The following is a 13,849-nucleotide window of genomic DNA, read 5'->3' on the forward strand; positions in this document are numbered from 1 at the left end:
CCCAAGCGCTGGCCGCGCTGCTGACAACAACGCCAGCAGCCTGACCCGTTGCTTCCACCGATAGACCCAGCCCGCTGCGGTAGTGGGCATAACCCCGCGTTACATGGGGCGCGGTGCGCGGGGGCGCGGCGCGCGGGGCGGGGCGGGTGGGTTAGACGAGGCCCATGGCGGTCTTGGCGGCGGAGAGCACGGGGGCGGTGACGGTGCGGCAGTGCGCGGCGCCGGCGCCGAAGACGCTGGAGACGTGGGCGAGGTCCGCGGACAGGGCCACGTAGCGCGCCTGGAGCGGCTCGAGCTCGGCGATCACGGCATCGGTCACGGCCTGCTTGAGGGCGCCGTACGTCGTGATGCCGTCGGCGCTGCCCCCGCAGGCGGTGAGGATCTCGAGCAGGTTCGTCACACCCGGCTTGGTCTCGCGGTCGTGACGCACGGCCTCGGCGCCGGTGTCGGAGTCGGTGACCGCGCGCGCCACCTTGCGCCGTACGACGTCGGGCGGGTCGAGCAGGCGGATCACGCCGGCCCCGTCGGCGTTGGACTTGCCCATCTTGGTGGTCGGGTCCTGCAGGTCCATGATCCTGGCCCCGGCCGGTGGGGTGGTGATCTCCGGGACGGTGAAGACCGGGCCGTAGGTGTTGTTGAACCGCTGGGCGAGGTCACGGGTGAGCTCCACGTGCTGGCGCTGGTCGGCGCCGACCGGGACCCGCGCCGGGCGGTAGAGCAGGATGTCGGCGGCCATCAGCACCGGGTAGGTGTAGAGCGAGACCCTGGTCGCGGGCTGCTCGCGGCCCTTCTCCTTGAACTGGATCATCCGGCCCAGCTCCCCGGTGTGCGCGGTGCACTCGAGCAGGTAGGCGAGCTCGGCGTGGGCGCTGACCTGGCTCTGCACGAAGAGCGTGCTGCGCTCCAGCCCGACCGCCAGCATCATCGTGGCCAGCTCGGTGGTCAGGGCGCGCAGCCGCTCGGGATCGTGCGGCACCGTCAGCGCGTGCAGGTCGGCCACGCCGTAGAACCCCTCCTGCTCGTCCTGGGCGCGCGCCATCGGGCGCAGCGCCCCGAGCAGGTTGCCCAGGGTCAGTCCGCCGCTGGGCTTGAGCAGCGACAGGGTCCGCGTGCGGGTGAGGGGAGCGGTGGTCATGTGGTTCTCCTGGGAGTCGTGCCCGCGGGAGGTGCCGGTGAGGATGCCGGTGAGGATGCCGAACGGCCGCCCGCAGGCGGCCGTGGTGTCGAGGTGCGTGCTCGAGCAGGTGGTCCGCCGGTCAGGCGAGCCACCAGGTGAGGGCGGGGGACGTCGGCTGGGACGTCGCGAGGTCGGGCACCCGCGCATCGTACGCCGCGGCACCCGCACGCGGCGCGGATCCGGGGGTAGGGTCGCCGGCATGGAAGGCTGTGAAGGTCGTGCGACGGTCGTCTTCGACCAGAGCCTCACGGAGTACGACTTCGGTCCTACCCACCCGATGTCGCCGGTGCGGGTGGACCTCACCATGCGCCTCGCCGACCAGCTCGGGGTCACCGGGCCCGGTGGCCTGCGGCTCGTCGCGGCGCCGATGGCGAGCTCCGACGAGATCGCGACCGTGCACGACCCCGCCCTGATCGAGGCGCTGGAGCGTTGCGGCCGCCACGGTGGGGCCGACTTCCAGCACGGCCTCGGCAGCGACGACAACCCGGTCTTCCCCGACATGCACCTGGCCGGGGCCCACGTCGTCGGCGCCAGCCTGGAGGCGTTCCGCCAGGTCTGGAGCGGGGAGTCGCTGCACAGCGTCAACATCGCCGGCGGGCTGCACCACGCGATGCGCGACCGCTCCAGCGGGTTCTGTCTCTACAACGACGTCGCCGTGGGCATCCAGCACCTCCTCGACTCCGGCGCCCAGCGGGTGGCCTACGTCGACGTCGACGTGCACCACGGCGACGGCGTGGAGCGGATCTTCTGGGACGACCCGCGGGTGCTGACGATCTCGCTGCACGAGACCGGGCAGATGCTGTTCCCCGGCACCGGCTTCCCCCAGGACCTCGGCGGTCGCGAGGCGCAGGGCACCGCGGTCAACGTGGCGCTGCCGCCGGGCACCTCGGACGCCGGCTGGCTGCGTGCCTTCCACGCGGTGGTGCCGCCGCTGCTGCGCGAGTTCAAGCCCGAGGTGCTGGTCACCCAGCACGGCTGCGACTCCCACATCGAGGACCCGCTGGCCCACCTGATGCTGACCGTCGACGGCCAGCGCGCGACGTACCTGGCGCTGCACGACCTGGCCCACGAGGTGGCGCAGGGGCGCTGGGTCGCCACCGGCGGCGGGGGCTACGCGATCGTCGAGGTCGTCCCGCGGGCCTGGACCCACCTGCTGGCCATCGTCGGTGGCCGTCCGCTGGATCCGCGCACCGAGACCCCGGGGGACTGGCGCGACCACGTGGCCAGGAGCCTGGGCCGCACCGCGCCCCACCGGCTCACCGACGGGCGGACGCCGGCCTACCGCAGCTGGGCCGAGGGCTACGACCCGGAGACCTGGCTGGACCGGGCCATCAACGCGACCAGGACTCAGGTCTTCCCGCTGCACGGCCTGGATCCGCTGCCCTGACCGGTCGTTGCCCCGTCCCCGTCTGGCCGCAAAGCAACTCGACACGCCGTAGCGCGGACAAATTCTGAGTCGTCCTCTTCCCCAGGAGTCACATCAGGCCCTATTCTCACGACGACGGCGCGACGGTCCGCGAGCGGGGAAGCTCGGGGCGCGCTGCAGGAAAGTGCGGTGCACCATGGCTGGCAGCTCGTCCGGGGACATTTCCGAGGTGAGGTTCCTGACCGTTGCCGAGGTCGCGACGATGATGCGCGTCTCGAAGATGACCGTCTATCGGCTCGTCCACAACGGGGAGCTCCCCGCGGTGCGCGTCGGACGATCGTTCCGCGTGGTCGAGGAGGACGTGCACAACTACCTGCGCAAGAGCTTCTTCGACGCCGGCTGAGGCCCCGTGTCCGGTGCCACATGGTGAGCACGGGCACGCTCGATTCTGCTCGGCGGGCACCGGCGGCTAGGCTGTCGGGGTTCTCCAGGCACCGGCCGGAGTGACGCAGACGTGAAAGGTTTCCCCGTGGGTTCTGTCATCAAGAAGCGGCGCAAGCGCATGGCCAAGAAGAAGCACCGCAAGCTGCTCAAGAAGACGCGCGTGCAGCGCCGCAAGCTCGGCAAGTAGCCGGTCCGTGGCCAGGGTCGTGCTCGTCACCGGGGTCTCACGGGACCTCGGTAGGCGATTCGCGCGATCCGCGGCCGCAGACCCGGCGATCGACCGGGTCATCGGCGTGGATGTCGTCCCCCCGAGAGGGGACATCGGTGATGTCTCGTTCGTCCGGGCCGACATCCGCAACCCCGTCATCGCGAAGATCATCGCCAAAGAGGACGTCGACACCGTCGTCCACATGAGCGTGATCTCGACCCCCGGCCCAGCCGGGGGTCGGCACTCGATGAAGGAGCTCAACGTCATCGGGACGATGCAGCTCCTCGCCGCCTGCCAGAAGGCCCCCGGCCTGCGGCAGCTCGTGGTGAAGTCGACGACGACGGTGTACGGCGCGAGCAGCCGGGATCCGGCGATGTTCTCCGAGGAGATGGAGCCCAAGCGGGTTCCCGGCTCGGGCTACGCCAAGGACGCCCTCGAGGTGGAGGGCTACGTCCGCGGTTTCGCGCGCCGTCGCCCGGACGTCAGCGTCACCACGCTGCGGTGTGCGAACGTGATCGGCCCGCACGTGACGAGTCCGACGGCCGCCTACTTCCGGCTCCCGGTCATCCCCACCGTGCTCGGCCACGACCCGCGCCTGCAGTTCCTGCACGAGCAGGACCTGCTCGAGGTGCTGGGTCACGCCGTACGCGCCGGCACCCCCGGCACGTTCAACGTGGCCGGTGACGGGGTGCTGCTGCTCTCCCAGGCGGTGCGCCGGCTGGGTCGCCCCTCGGTCCCGGTCCCCGGCTTCGCTTTCGAGCGGCTGGGCTCCGTGGTGCGCTCGGCCCGGCTGCTGGAGCTCTCCCGCGAGCAGATCGCCCTGCTGACCTACGGCCGCGGCGTCGACACCGCCCGGATGCGCGAGCGACTGGGCTTCCATCCTCGGTTCACCACCGCCGAGGCGTTCGCCGACTTCTCTGCCCCCTTCGCCACCGAGAACCCGGCCGAGCGGCTCCTCGCGGGGATGTCCCGGACGATGGCTCCGCTCGCCGACACCGACCCCGGAGGCCCGCATGGGTGACGCCGAGATCATTCCGATCGGCACCCGGGGCCAGCCCGGGCGCGGCACGGGCAAGCGCCCATCGAGCGCCGCCCGCGGGTTGGCCGGCCAGAGCGCCCGCCCCCGGGCAGCAGCCCCGCCGGCAGCAGCCGCCCCGCCGCCTCCCGCCGAGGTCACCGAGGCGGAGGAGCAGGAGACCGTGCGCGAGCCGGTCACCGCCAAGGACAGCGAGCCGACCACGGGAATCCCCGTCGGGGACTGGCTCGATGCCTTCCAGCACGCCTCCCGCGAGGTCTGGGGCGACCAGTGGGAGCCGCAGCTGGCCCGCTTCCTGGCCTTCCTGCGGCGACGGGTGAGCGGTGCTTACGTCGTCGACGAGTACGGCTTCGACACCGAGCTCACCGAGCGCTTCCTGCTCGCCGCGCTGCGACCGATCGCGGAGAAGTGGTTCCGCATCGAGGTGCGCGGCGTCGAGAACATCCCCACCGAGGGCGGCGCGCTGGTGGTCTCCAACCACTCCGGCACCCTGCCCGTCGACGGGCTGATGACGATGGCCACCATTCACGAGCACACCGGGCGCTTCCTGCGCCCGCTGGGGGCGGACCTGGTCTTCCGGCTGCCCGCGGTGAGCAGTCTGGCCCGCAAGAGCGGGGCCACCCTGGCCTGCAACGCCGACGCGGAGCGGATGCTGGCCGGCGGCGAGCTGGTCGGGGTGTGGCCCGAGGGCTTCAAGGGCATCGGCAAGCCCTACTCCGAGCGCTACAAGCTGCAGCGCTTCGGACGCGGCGGCTTCGTCTCGGCAGCGCTGCGCACCGGCGTGCCGATCATCCCGTTGTCGGTGGTGGGCGCCGAGGAGATCTACCCGATGGTCGGACAGCTGCCCACCCTGGCCCGGGTGCTCGGCCTGCCCTACATCCCGATCACGCCGACGTTCCCGCTGCTCGGCCCGCTGGGGCTGGTGCCGCTGCCGTCGAAGTGGATCATGGAGTTCGGCGAGCCGGTGGGCACCGACAGCTACGAGGCCGGAGCGGCCGACGACCCGATGCTGGTCTTCAACGTGACCGACCAGGTGCGCGAGACCATCCAGCAGACCCTCTACCGGCTGCTGATGGATCGCCCGTCGGTCTTCGGCTGAGGCGGAACCGACCCGGCGGCTACCGCGCCGACTCCGACTCCCGGCTAGGGAGAGGGCGAGGGGCCCCGCGGTGCGGGCTTCGGGCTCCGCGGAGGCTGTCCGAGCAGCGGGCCGAGATCGAGTCCCAGCCCGGCGGTCAGATCGTCGACCGCCTCGGTGACCGGCGACAGCAGACCGCCCAGCGGACTCTTCGAGGGGTCGGCGCCACCGCCCAGGAGGCTGGTGAGCGGGCCCGGGCGCTCGGTCGTCCCCGCCGACGGGGGCGCCGGCTGGGGGCCCGGAGCACCGGTGGGTGCCGGGGCGCCGGAGGGGCCGGTCATGCTCCCCGGAGGCAGTGCCTCGGGGGCGAAGTCCGGCACCCGCACCGTGGGCGGGGCCTTGGGCGGTCGCGGCGCGTCGCTCGGCGTGGCCTCGGCGCTCGGCCGTGGGTCCTCGGCCGGGTCCTGGCCGGCGTCGTAGAGGTCCTGGGGGATCACCACCACGGCCTGGCCGCAGGTGGGGCACGCGGACAGGGCCTGGGCGTCGATCTGTTGCACCGCCTGTGCCGCGGCGCGCAGCGCCGGGGCGGCCTCTCGCGGGAGGCTGGCCTCCAGCAGCTCCAGGGACGACATGCTGGTGGCGGTGAAGTCCCGCAGGTCGGTGATCAGCTGCTCGTCGCCGGTCTCGTCGTACTGCTCGAGCAGGAGGGCGGAGCCGCGGCGTGCCTGGTCGGTGAAGTCGGTCAGGGGCGTGGCCGAGTCAAGGGCGCCCGGGTTCTGCGCGGCCAGCCTCGTGGTCTCGGCGAGCCGGTCGGTGGCCCGGTCGAGCAGCGCGTGCGCCCGGGACGTGTCGTCGAGGGTGATGTCGGTGCGCACCTCCTCGATCGCCCGCTTCACCGGGTAGAGGGTCTCGCCCGGAAGCGCGTCCTGCGACGCCACGGCCATCGAGCTCGTCGCCCCGACCAGCACGAACGCCCCGGCGGCGACGGCCAGGCGCCGGTCGCGCCGGCTGCGGTCGCGCACCGGCAGGGCGAGGCGCTCCTCGACCGAGCGGTCGCGGGGCACCAGCACGGTGTCGGCCTCAGCCATCAGTCGCTCGCGCAGGGACGCCGAGAACTCGGGGCGGGGCTCGGGGCGGGGCAGCGAGCGCACGGCCGAGACGACCTCGAGCAGCTCGGCATAGCGGGCGTCGTCGGGGCGGTCGCTCGGGCGCCCCTCGAGCGAGGCCTCGAACTCGTCGGCGCGTCGGCGCGTCGTCCACGCGGGTGTCATGCCGTCAGTCCTGTCGTTGCAGTGGTGCTCCCCGGCCGGGGCCCGGCACAGGTGCCGGGATCCGCGGTCGTCCACGTGCACCTCAACGACGAGCGCCGGCGCGAGGTTACGCGGCGCGCGCGGGCTGTGAGCGGGGTCTCGACCGGGGCGCCCATCAGTCGCGCATCCCCTCGGGCATCAGCTTGGCGAGGTTGCGCACGCCGCGCAGCTGCAGCTGCTTCACCGCGCCGTCGCTGCGGCCGAGGACCGCGGCCGTCTCGGCGATGCTCATGCCCTGCAGGAAGCGCATCACCAGGCAGTCCTGCTGCTCGCCTGGGAGCTTCTTGAGCGCGAGGAGCAGCGCCTCGTTGGTGAGGCTGGCCAGCACGGCGGTCTCCGGCCCCTCGGTCGCGTCGTCGTGCTGGCCCATGTCATCGGTGGTCAGCTCGAGACGGGTGCGCCCGGCCTTGAAGTGGTCGGTGGTGAGGTTGCGGGCGATCGTCATCAGCCAGGCGCCGAAGTCGCGGCCCTGCCAGCGGAAGCCGCTCATGCTGCGCAGCGCGCGGAAGAAGGTCTCGGAGGTGAGGTCCTCGGCCAGGGCCACCGAGCGGGTCCGGTAGAACAGGAAACGGTAGACCGAGCCGTGGTAGTGGTCGTAGAGCAGCCCGAAGGCGTCCTTGTCGCCCTGCCGGGCCAGCTCCACCAGGGCGATCAGCCGGCTGCGCTCGGCGGCGTCGTCCTCCGAGGACGCGGCCAGCTCGGCGTCGTCGTAGTCCGACGAGCCCGGGGCCGAGCCGGGGGAGTGCATCTCGACGTCGCGGGCGGCGGCCTCGGAGAGCAGCGCGGTCCAGGCCAGCGGCGCGCGCGGGCCGCGCGGCCCGCCGCCCGGCTGCCCGGCCGGTACCGGCACGGGGTCGGACAGGGCCGCGGCCACGGCGGCGCGCAGGGACTCGAGCCCGCGAGCCAGGTCGCCTCGTGCCTGCATGGTGGAACCCTCCCCCTGAGGCCCCTCCCCGGAAGCCCGCCTACAGGGTAGGTCGCGCAGGTCCGGTTGGGAACCGAGCGACGGCAATTGTCCAGCCCCCGGGGGAGCCGGGCTCCGGGCCGCGTCTGTGCAGGTCAGCGCAGGAGACGGTGGCGTGCGCGCAGGGTCAGTCCGGCCGCGACGGCCCCGCTGGTGGCGCCCGCCAGGCCGCCCGCCAGCAGCCCGAGGCGGGCGGCCTTGCGGCCGGTGCGGTAGTCGCGGATCCGCCACCCGTTCGCGCGGGCGTGGCTGCGCAGGCGGGCGTCGGGGTTGATGGCCACCGGGTGGCCGACCAGGTCGAGCATCGGCAGGTCGTTGGCGGAGTCGCTGTACGCCGAGCACCGGCTCAGGTCGAGGCTCTCGCGCTCGGCCAACGCCCGGATCGCCTCGGCCTTGGCGGGGCCGTGCAGCAGGTCGCCCACCAGGCGGCCGGTGTAGACGCCGTCGGCGTGCTCGGAGACCGTGCCCATCGCGCCGGTCAGGCCCAGGCGCCGCGCGATGATCGAGGCGATCTCGATCGGGGCCGCGGTGACCAGCCAGACCCGCTGGCCCTGGTCGAGGTGCATCTGGGCCAGCGCCCGGGTGCCGGGCCAGATCCGGTGCGACATCCCCTCGTCGAAGATCTCCTCGCCCAGCGACTCGAGCTCCTCGACGGTGTGGCCGGCGATGAAGGAGAGCGCGGAGGCGCGTGCCTGGGCGACGTGCACGGGGTCCTCGACCCCGACCAGGCGGAAGTAGGTCTGCTTCCATGCCGCGCCGAGGATCTCGCGCGTCGAGAAGAACTGCCGACGGTGCAGGCCGCGGGCGAGGTGGAAGATGCTCGCGCCCTGCATGATCGTGTTGTCGACGTCGAAGAACGCCGCGGCGCCCGGGTCGGCCGGGGTGAGCAGCGCGCTCTCCACCTCCGCCGCCGAGGCGGCGGCCTCGCCGGCCAGGGTCGAGCGCAGGCGCAGGTCCCGCGGGAGCGGGTGCTTGTGCTTGTCGCCGGGCGGGGGTGTCACGTGGGGGAGCGTAGCGGGATCGACCTCCGCGCGCCGAGCGTCGCGGCTGTGTCAGGCTGGTGTCATGACCGAGCCGGACGCTCCCGCGGGTCAGCCCCGCGTCACCTTCTACACCCGCCAGGACTGCCACCTGTGCGACGAGGCCAGAGCCGTGGTGCAGCAGGTCTGTGCCGAGCTGGGCGAGAGCTTCGTGGAGATCGACGTCGACGACGACCCCGCGCTGGAGCACCGCTACGGCGAGGAGGTCCCGGTAACGCTCGTCGACGGGCGTCAGCACGACTTCTGGCGAGTCAGCGCCGACCGGCTCCGGGCGGCTCTGCGCGGGTGAGTTCGGCGGGCGCGGCGCCCATCAGCTGAGACGGGGACCCACTTCGGGTGGGTCATCTCACATGTGCTAGGCCTGAGTGCCGCTCGGTTTGTTCTCACGTTCACAAACTCCTACAGTGATCTGGCTGCACGGCGCCACGACCGGAAACTGCCAGGCCGGTCTCGTGCGGCTGGAGACGAGAGCAGTGACCCCACCGACCTCCCCAGACGCACGGGACATCCCCGAGGCGACCGTCGCTCGTCTGCCGATCTATCTGCGGGCGCTGGCGGCCCTCGCCGACCAGGGCACCGCCACCTGTTCCAGTGAGGACCTCGCCACGGCGGCCGGCGTGAACAGCGCCAAGCTCCGCAAGGACCTCTCCCACCTCGGCAGCTACGGCACCCGCGGCGTGGGCTACGACGTCGCCTACCTGCGCTACCAGATCGCTCGGGCGATCGGTCTGACCCAGGACTGGCCCGTGGTGATCGTCGGGATCGGGAACCTCGGTCACGCCCTGGCCAACTACTCCGGCTTCCGCACCCGCGGCTTCCGCGTGGTCGCGCTGCTCGACGCCGACCCCGGGCAGTACGAGGAGGTCGTCGCCGGCCTCGAGGTGCGCCCGCTGCAGGACCTCGAGCGGGTCGTCGTGGAGCAGGGCGTGGCGATCGGGGTCATCGCGACGCCGGCCGCCGCCTCGCAGGCGGTCGCCGACCGGATGGTCGCCGTGGGCATCACCAGCATCCTCAACTTCGCCCCCACCGTGCTGTCGGTGCCGGCCGGCGTCGACGTCCGCAAGGTGGATCTGTCCATGGAGCTGCAGATCCTGGCCTACCACCAGCAGCGCAAGTCCCCCTCGCTTCAGTCAGGAATGCCGCACGACATGCAGCCCCCCATCCAGCCGGACCAGCCGAGCGCGGCTGAGCCGTCGATGCAGCCCGCGATCCACGGGGAGCCCGCATGAGCGTCCTGGTGGTGGGCGTCTCCCACCGGTCGGCCCCGGTCGCCGTGCTGGAGCGCCTCGCCCTCGACGGCGACGGCGTGGCCAAGCTGATCCACGACCTCACCAGCTGCGAGCACGTCACCGAGGCGACGGTGATCTCCACCTGCAACCGACTCGAGATCTACGCCGACGTCGAGCGCTTCCACGGCAGCGTCGAGGACGTCTCCCGGCTGCTGATCGAGCGGGCCGGCGAGAGCACCGAGTCGATGCTGCCGCACCTGTACGTGCACTACGACGACGGAGCCGTCTCCCACCTCTTCCAGGTGGCCGCCGGCCTCGACTCGATGGTCGTCGGGGAGAGCCAGATCCTCGGCCAGACCCGCGACGCGCTGCGCCTGGGCCAGGAGCTGGGCACGGTCGGGCCGGCCCTCAACGTGCTCTTCCAGCAGGCGCTGCGCGTAGGCAAGCGTTCGCATGCTGAGACCGACATCGATCGCGCCGCGCCCTCGCTGGTGACCGCCGGCCTCGAGCGCGCCACTGTGCGGATCGGGACCGTGGTCGGCAAGCGGGTCGTGGTGGTCGGCGCCGGCTCCATGGCCGCGCTGGCGACCTCGACCGTCTCGCGGATGGGGGCCAGCGACATCGCCGTGGTCAACCGGACGCCCGACAAGGCCGAGCGCCTCGCCGAGCAGTACGGCGCGCGCACCCGGCCGCTGGCCGAGCTCGCCGGCGAGCTCGCCGGCGCCGACCTGGTCATCTCCTGCACCGGCGCCGCCGGCGTCATCGTCACCCGCCCGATGCTCGAGCAGGCGCGCGGCGACTCCGCGCGCGAGCTGGTGCTCGTCGACCTCGCCCTGCCCCACGACGTGGACCCGTTGGTCACCGAGCTGCCCGGGGTGAGCCTGATCGGACTGCGCCAGCTCGCCGAGGAGCTCCACGACACCGAGGCCGGCCGCGAGGTCGCCGGTGTGCGGCGGATCGTGCAGCAGGAGGTCTCCGCCTTCGTCTCGGCCCGCCGCCAGGCCAGCGTGACGCCCACCGTGGTGGCGCTGCGGACGATGGCCACCTCGGTGGTCGACGCCGAGATCGCCCGCCTCGACGGGCGCCTGCCCGACCTCGACCCGGCCCTGCGCGCCGAGGTCCTGCACGCCGTACGGCGGGTGGCCGACAAGCTCCTGCACGAGCCCACGGTGCGCGTCAAGGAATTGGCCAACGAGACCGGTGCGGTGTCCTACGCCGCGGCCCTGGCCGAGCTCTTCGCCCTCGACCCCGAGGCCGTCGACGCCGTCACCCGAGCGGAGGGACTGGAATGAGCAGCACCGAATCCGGCACCACCGAAGCCCGCGCCACCCTGCCGCCCGTCCGGCTGGGCACCCGTGCCTCCCTGCTGGCCACCACCCAGTCCGGGATGGTCGCCGACCTGATCCGCGACCGGCTCGGGCGTGAGGTCGAGCTGGTGCACGTCTCCACCGAGGGCGACGTCAACCGCGCCCCGCTGGCCCAGCTGGGCGGCACCGGGGTCTTCGTCAGCGCCCTGCGCGACGCCCTGCTGCGCGGCGAGGTCGACGTGGCGGTGCACTCCCTCAAGGACCTGCCCACCGGCAGCGAGGCCGGGATCGCGCTGGCCGCGGTGCCGCTGCGCGAGGACCCCCGCGACGTGGTCGTCGCCCGCGACGGCCTGACCCTGGGTGAGCTGCCCGCGGGCGCCAAGGTCGCCACCGGCTCGCCGCGCCGGGTCGCCCAGCTGGCGGCCCTCGGCCTCGGTGTGGAGATCGTCGGAATCCGTGGCAATGTGGATACCAGGATCGGCAAGGTCACCTCGGGGGAGGTGGACGCGGTGCTGCTGGCTCGGGCCGGGCTCTCGCGGATCGGCCGCCTCGGTGTCGTCACCGAGTCGCTCGACCCACTGCAGATGCTCCCGGCCCCCGGGCAGGGAGCGCTCGCCATCGAGTGCCGCGCGGACGACACGGACCTGCTGGCCGCCCTCGGGCAGCTGGAGGACCGGGCCACCCGCACGGCAGTCGACGCGGAGCGCGCCGTGCTCGCCACCCTGGAGGCCGGATGCTCGGCTCCGGTGGGTGCCCTGGCCGAGGTCGTCGAGGGTGAGGACGGCGACGAGCTCTGGATCCGCGCCGTGGCGCTCTCCGCCGACGGCGGCCTCGCCGTTCGAATGTCCGCGACCGGGTCCCCGGCCGAGGCAGTGGCTCTCGGAAGACGGCTGGCCACCGACATGCTCGCCGAAGGCGCAGCCGAACTGATCGACACACCAGCGAGAAAGCAGCACGCATGACTCGAGGCAAGATCACCAGTTCCGTCCCGTCCACCGACGGGTCGGCCCCTGGCACGACCGGAGGACACAACCCCGCTCCGGGGTCCCCTTCGGCGCTGCGCGGCTGGGTGTCGTTCGTGGGCAGCGGCCCCGGCGACCCCGGGCTGCTCACGGTGCGTGCGGTCGAGCTGCTGCGTGAGGCAGAGGTCGTCGTCACCGAGGTCCCCGAGCACGCCGCGCTGGTCCGCACCGTGCTCGGGCTGCCCGAGCCCGTGCTGGACGAGGACGGCAACGAGGTCGACCCGCAGGGCCCCGTCCTGGTGGACGGCGGCTTCGGCGAGGACGGCCAGCCGCTGACCCACGCGGCCCGGGCCAAGGTCGTGGTCAAGCGGGCCAAGACCGGCGCCCGCGTGGTCCGGCTGATGGCGGGCGACCCGTTCGTCTACGCCTCCGGCCCGGAGGAGGCCCAGGCCTGCGTCAAGGCCGGCATCGGCTTCGAGATCGTCCCCGGCGTCTCGTCGGTCAGCGCGGTCCCGGCCTACGCCGGCATCCCGCTCACCACCCGCAACCACCGCGAGGTGGCGGTGGTGACCTGCGGGGAGAAGGTCGACTGGCGCCAGTACGCCGACGACCGCACCCTGGTGCTGCTCTCGGCGGTCGGCTCCATCGCCGAGGTCGCCCAGGCGCTCATCGAGGCCGGACGCTCCCCGCGCACCCCGGTCGCGATGACCCGGGTCGGCACCACCACCAACCAGGCGACCGTCACCTCGACGCTCGAGCGGATCGGCGTCGACGCGCGGACCGCGCGGATCGCGCCGCCGGCGGTCACGGTGATCGGCGACGTGGTCAACCTGCGCGAGACGCTGTCGTGGTTCGAGACCAAGCCGCTCTTCGGCTGGCGGGTCCTCGTCCCGCGCACCAAGGAGCAGGCCGGCACGCTCTCCCAGCGGCTGCGCAGCTACGGCTCGGTGCCCGAGGAGGTCCCGACGATCTCGGTCGAGCCGCCGCGCAACCCCCAGCAGATGGACAAGGCCGTGCGCGGCCTGGTCGAGGGCCGCTACGAGTGGATCGCCTTCACCTCGGTCAACGCGGTGCGCGCGGTGCGCGAGAAGTTCGAGGAGTACGGCCTCGACGCGCGGGCGTTCTCCGGGCTGAAGATCGCGGCCGTCGGCGACAAGACCGCCGCCGCCATCGCGGCGTGGGGTCTGCGCGCGGACCTGGTGCCCTCCGGCGAGCAGTCCGCGGCCGGGCTGCTGGCCGACTGGCCGCCCTACGACGAGCTGCTCGACCCGATCAACCGGGTCTTCCTGCCGCGCGCGGACATCGCCACCGAGAACCTCGTCGCCGGCCTGGTCGACCTCGGCTGGGAGTGTGACGACGTCACGGCGTACCGCACCGTGCGCGCCACGCCGCCGCCGGCGCCGACCCGCGACGCCATCAAGACCGGCAAGTTCGACGCGGTCGTGTTCACCTCGTCCTCGACGGTGCGCAACCTGGTCGGCATCGCCGGCAAGCCGCACCCCTCGACGGTCATCGCGGTGATCGGCCCGGCCACGGCCAAGACGGCCGAGGAGCACGGCCTGCGCGTCGACGTGCTGGCCCCCTCGCCCTCGGTCGAGGTGCTGGCCGACGCGCTGGCCGACTTCGGCGCCACCCGCCGGGCCGCGCTGCTGGAGTCCGACCAGCCGGTCACGCGCCCCTCGGAGCGCAAGCCCTCGACGCGGCGCAAGGCGACCTCCTCGTGAGCGC

Annotated in this window: 14 protein-coding genes; 10 read left to right on the forward strand and 4 right to left on the reverse strand. The window is 73.0% G+C overall.

Annotated elements, in window-relative coordinates; translation table 11 throughout:
- Nucleotides 1-151 precede the first annotated feature (151 nt).
- Nucleotides 152-1,135, reverse strand: coding sequence for a tryptophan--tRNA ligase (gene trpS / locus AC6EI4_RS18395; RefSeq protein WP_498452350.1), 984 nt, complete (start codon nt 1,133-1,135; stop codon nt 152-154).
- A gap of 241 nt (nt 1,136-1,376) precedes the next feature.
- On the opposite strand from trpS, the gene AC6EI4_RS18400 reads away from it, so the two are divergent.
- The 5 genes from AC6EI4_RS18400 to AC6EI4_RS18420 all read left to right on the forward strand — a co-directional run bounded on the left by AC6EI4_RS18400 (nt 1,377) and on the right by AC6EI4_RS18420 (nt 5,330).
- The gene (locus tag AC6EI4_RS18400; RefSeq protein WP_498423739.1) at nt 1,377-2,564 is read left to right on the forward strand and encodes an acetoin utilization protein AcuC; all 1,188 of its coding nucleotides are present in this window, start codon (nt 1,377-1,379) and stop codon (nt 2,562-2,564) included.
- 175 nt (nt 2,565-2,739) lie between these two features.
- A complete protein-coding gene (locus AC6EI4_RS18405; RefSeq protein WP_498423741.1) occupies nt 2,740-2,946 on the forward strand; it encodes a helix-turn-helix domain-containing protein in 207 nt (68 codons plus the stop codon).
- A 126-nt stretch (nt 2,947-3,072) separates the two neighbouring features.
- Nucleotides 3,073-3,174 carry a 30S ribosomal protein bS22 gene (locus AC6EI4_RS18410; RefSeq protein WP_008356322.1) on the forward strand — a complete coding sequence of 34 codons (102 nt, stop codon included), beginning with the start codon at nt 3,073-3,075 and terminating at the stop codon, nt 3,172-3,174.
- Nucleotides 3,175-3,193: 19 nt separating this feature from the next.
- Nucleotides 3,194-4,216, forward strand: a complete 1,023-nt coding sequence (locus tag AC6EI4_RS18415) for an NAD-dependent epimerase/dehydratase family protein (protein ID WP_498452396.1) — start codon at nt 3,194-3,196, stop codon at nt 4,214-4,216.
- Entirely contained in the window at nt 4,209-5,330 is a 1,122-nt protein-coding gene (locus tag AC6EI4_RS18420; protein WP_498452351.1) for a lysophospholipid acyltransferase family protein, read from the forward strand. Before AC6EI4_RS18415 ends, AC6EI4_RS18420 begins: the two co-directional genes overlap by 8 nt.
- Nucleotides 5,331-5,374: 44 nt before the next feature.
- Here the strand turns inward: AC6EI4_RS18420 and AC6EI4_RS18425 are convergent, their stop codons facing one another.
- The 3 genes from AC6EI4_RS18425 to AC6EI4_RS18435 form a co-directional block, all read right to left on the reverse strand.
- Nucleotides 5,375-6,580, reverse strand: a complete 1,206-nt coding sequence (locus AC6EI4_RS18425; protein WP_498452352.1) for a DUF5667 domain-containing protein — start codon at nt 6,578-6,580, stop codon at nt 5,375-5,377.
- 154 nt (nt 6,581-6,734) lie between these two features.
- Nucleotides 6,735-7,544: a sigma-70 family RNA polymerase sigma factor gene (locus AC6EI4_RS18430; protein ID WP_498452353.1), complete on the reverse strand. Its 810-nt coding sequence runs from the start codon at nt 7,542-7,544 to the stop codon at nt 6,735-6,737.
- A gap of 134 nt (nt 7,545-7,678) precedes the next feature.
- Nucleotides 7,679-8,584: an HAD family hydrolase gene (locus tag AC6EI4_RS18435; RefSeq protein ID WP_498452354.1), complete on the reverse strand. Its 906-nt coding sequence runs from the start codon at nt 8,582-8,584 to the stop codon at nt 7,679-7,681.
- A 64-nt stretch (nt 8,585-8,648) separates the two neighbouring features.
- On the opposite strand from AC6EI4_RS18435, the gene AC6EI4_RS18440 reads away from it, so the two are divergent.
- The 5 genes from AC6EI4_RS18440 to AC6EI4_RS18460 all read left to right on the forward strand — a co-directional run bounded on the left by AC6EI4_RS18440 (nt 8,649) and on the right by AC6EI4_RS18460 (nt 13,845).
- On the forward strand, nt 8,649-8,912 hold the full coding sequence (locus AC6EI4_RS18440) for a glutaredoxin family protein (RefSeq protein WP_498423750.1): 264 nt from the start codon (nt 8,649-8,651) through the stop codon (nt 8,910-8,912).
- A 169-nt stretch (nt 8,913-9,081) separates the two neighbouring features.
- Nucleotides 9,082-9,852, forward strand: coding sequence for a redox-sensing transcriptional repressor Rex (locus AC6EI4_RS18445; protein ID WP_498423793.1), 771 nt, complete (start codon nt 9,082-9,084; stop codon nt 9,850-9,852).
- Nucleotides 9,849-11,144, forward strand: coding sequence for a glutamyl-tRNA reductase (locus AC6EI4_RS18450; protein ID WP_498423751.1), 1,296 nt, complete (start codon nt 9,849-9,851; stop codon nt 11,142-11,144). Before AC6EI4_RS18445 ends, AC6EI4_RS18450 begins: the two co-directional genes overlap by 4 nt.
- Nucleotides 11,141-12,121: a hydroxymethylbilane synthase gene (gene hemC, locus AC6EI4_RS18455; RefSeq protein WP_498452355.1), complete on the forward strand. Its 981-nt coding sequence runs from the start codon at nt 11,141-11,143 to the stop codon at nt 12,119-12,121. Before AC6EI4_RS18450 ends, hemC begins: the two co-directional genes overlap by 4 nt.
- Nucleotides 12,118-13,845, forward strand: coding sequence for a bifunctional uroporphyrinogen-III C-methyltransferase/uroporphyrinogen-III synthase (locus AC6EI4_RS18460; RefSeq protein ID WP_498423755.1), 1,728 nt, complete (start codon nt 12,118-12,120; stop codon nt 13,843-13,845). The genes hemC and AC6EI4_RS18460 overlap by 4 nt, the downstream gene beginning before the upstream one ends.
- The last annotated feature ends 4 nt before the right edge of the window (nt 13,846-13,849 follow it).

The sequence above is a fragment of the Nocardioides sp. Z43_10 genome (genome assembly GCF_059766615.1).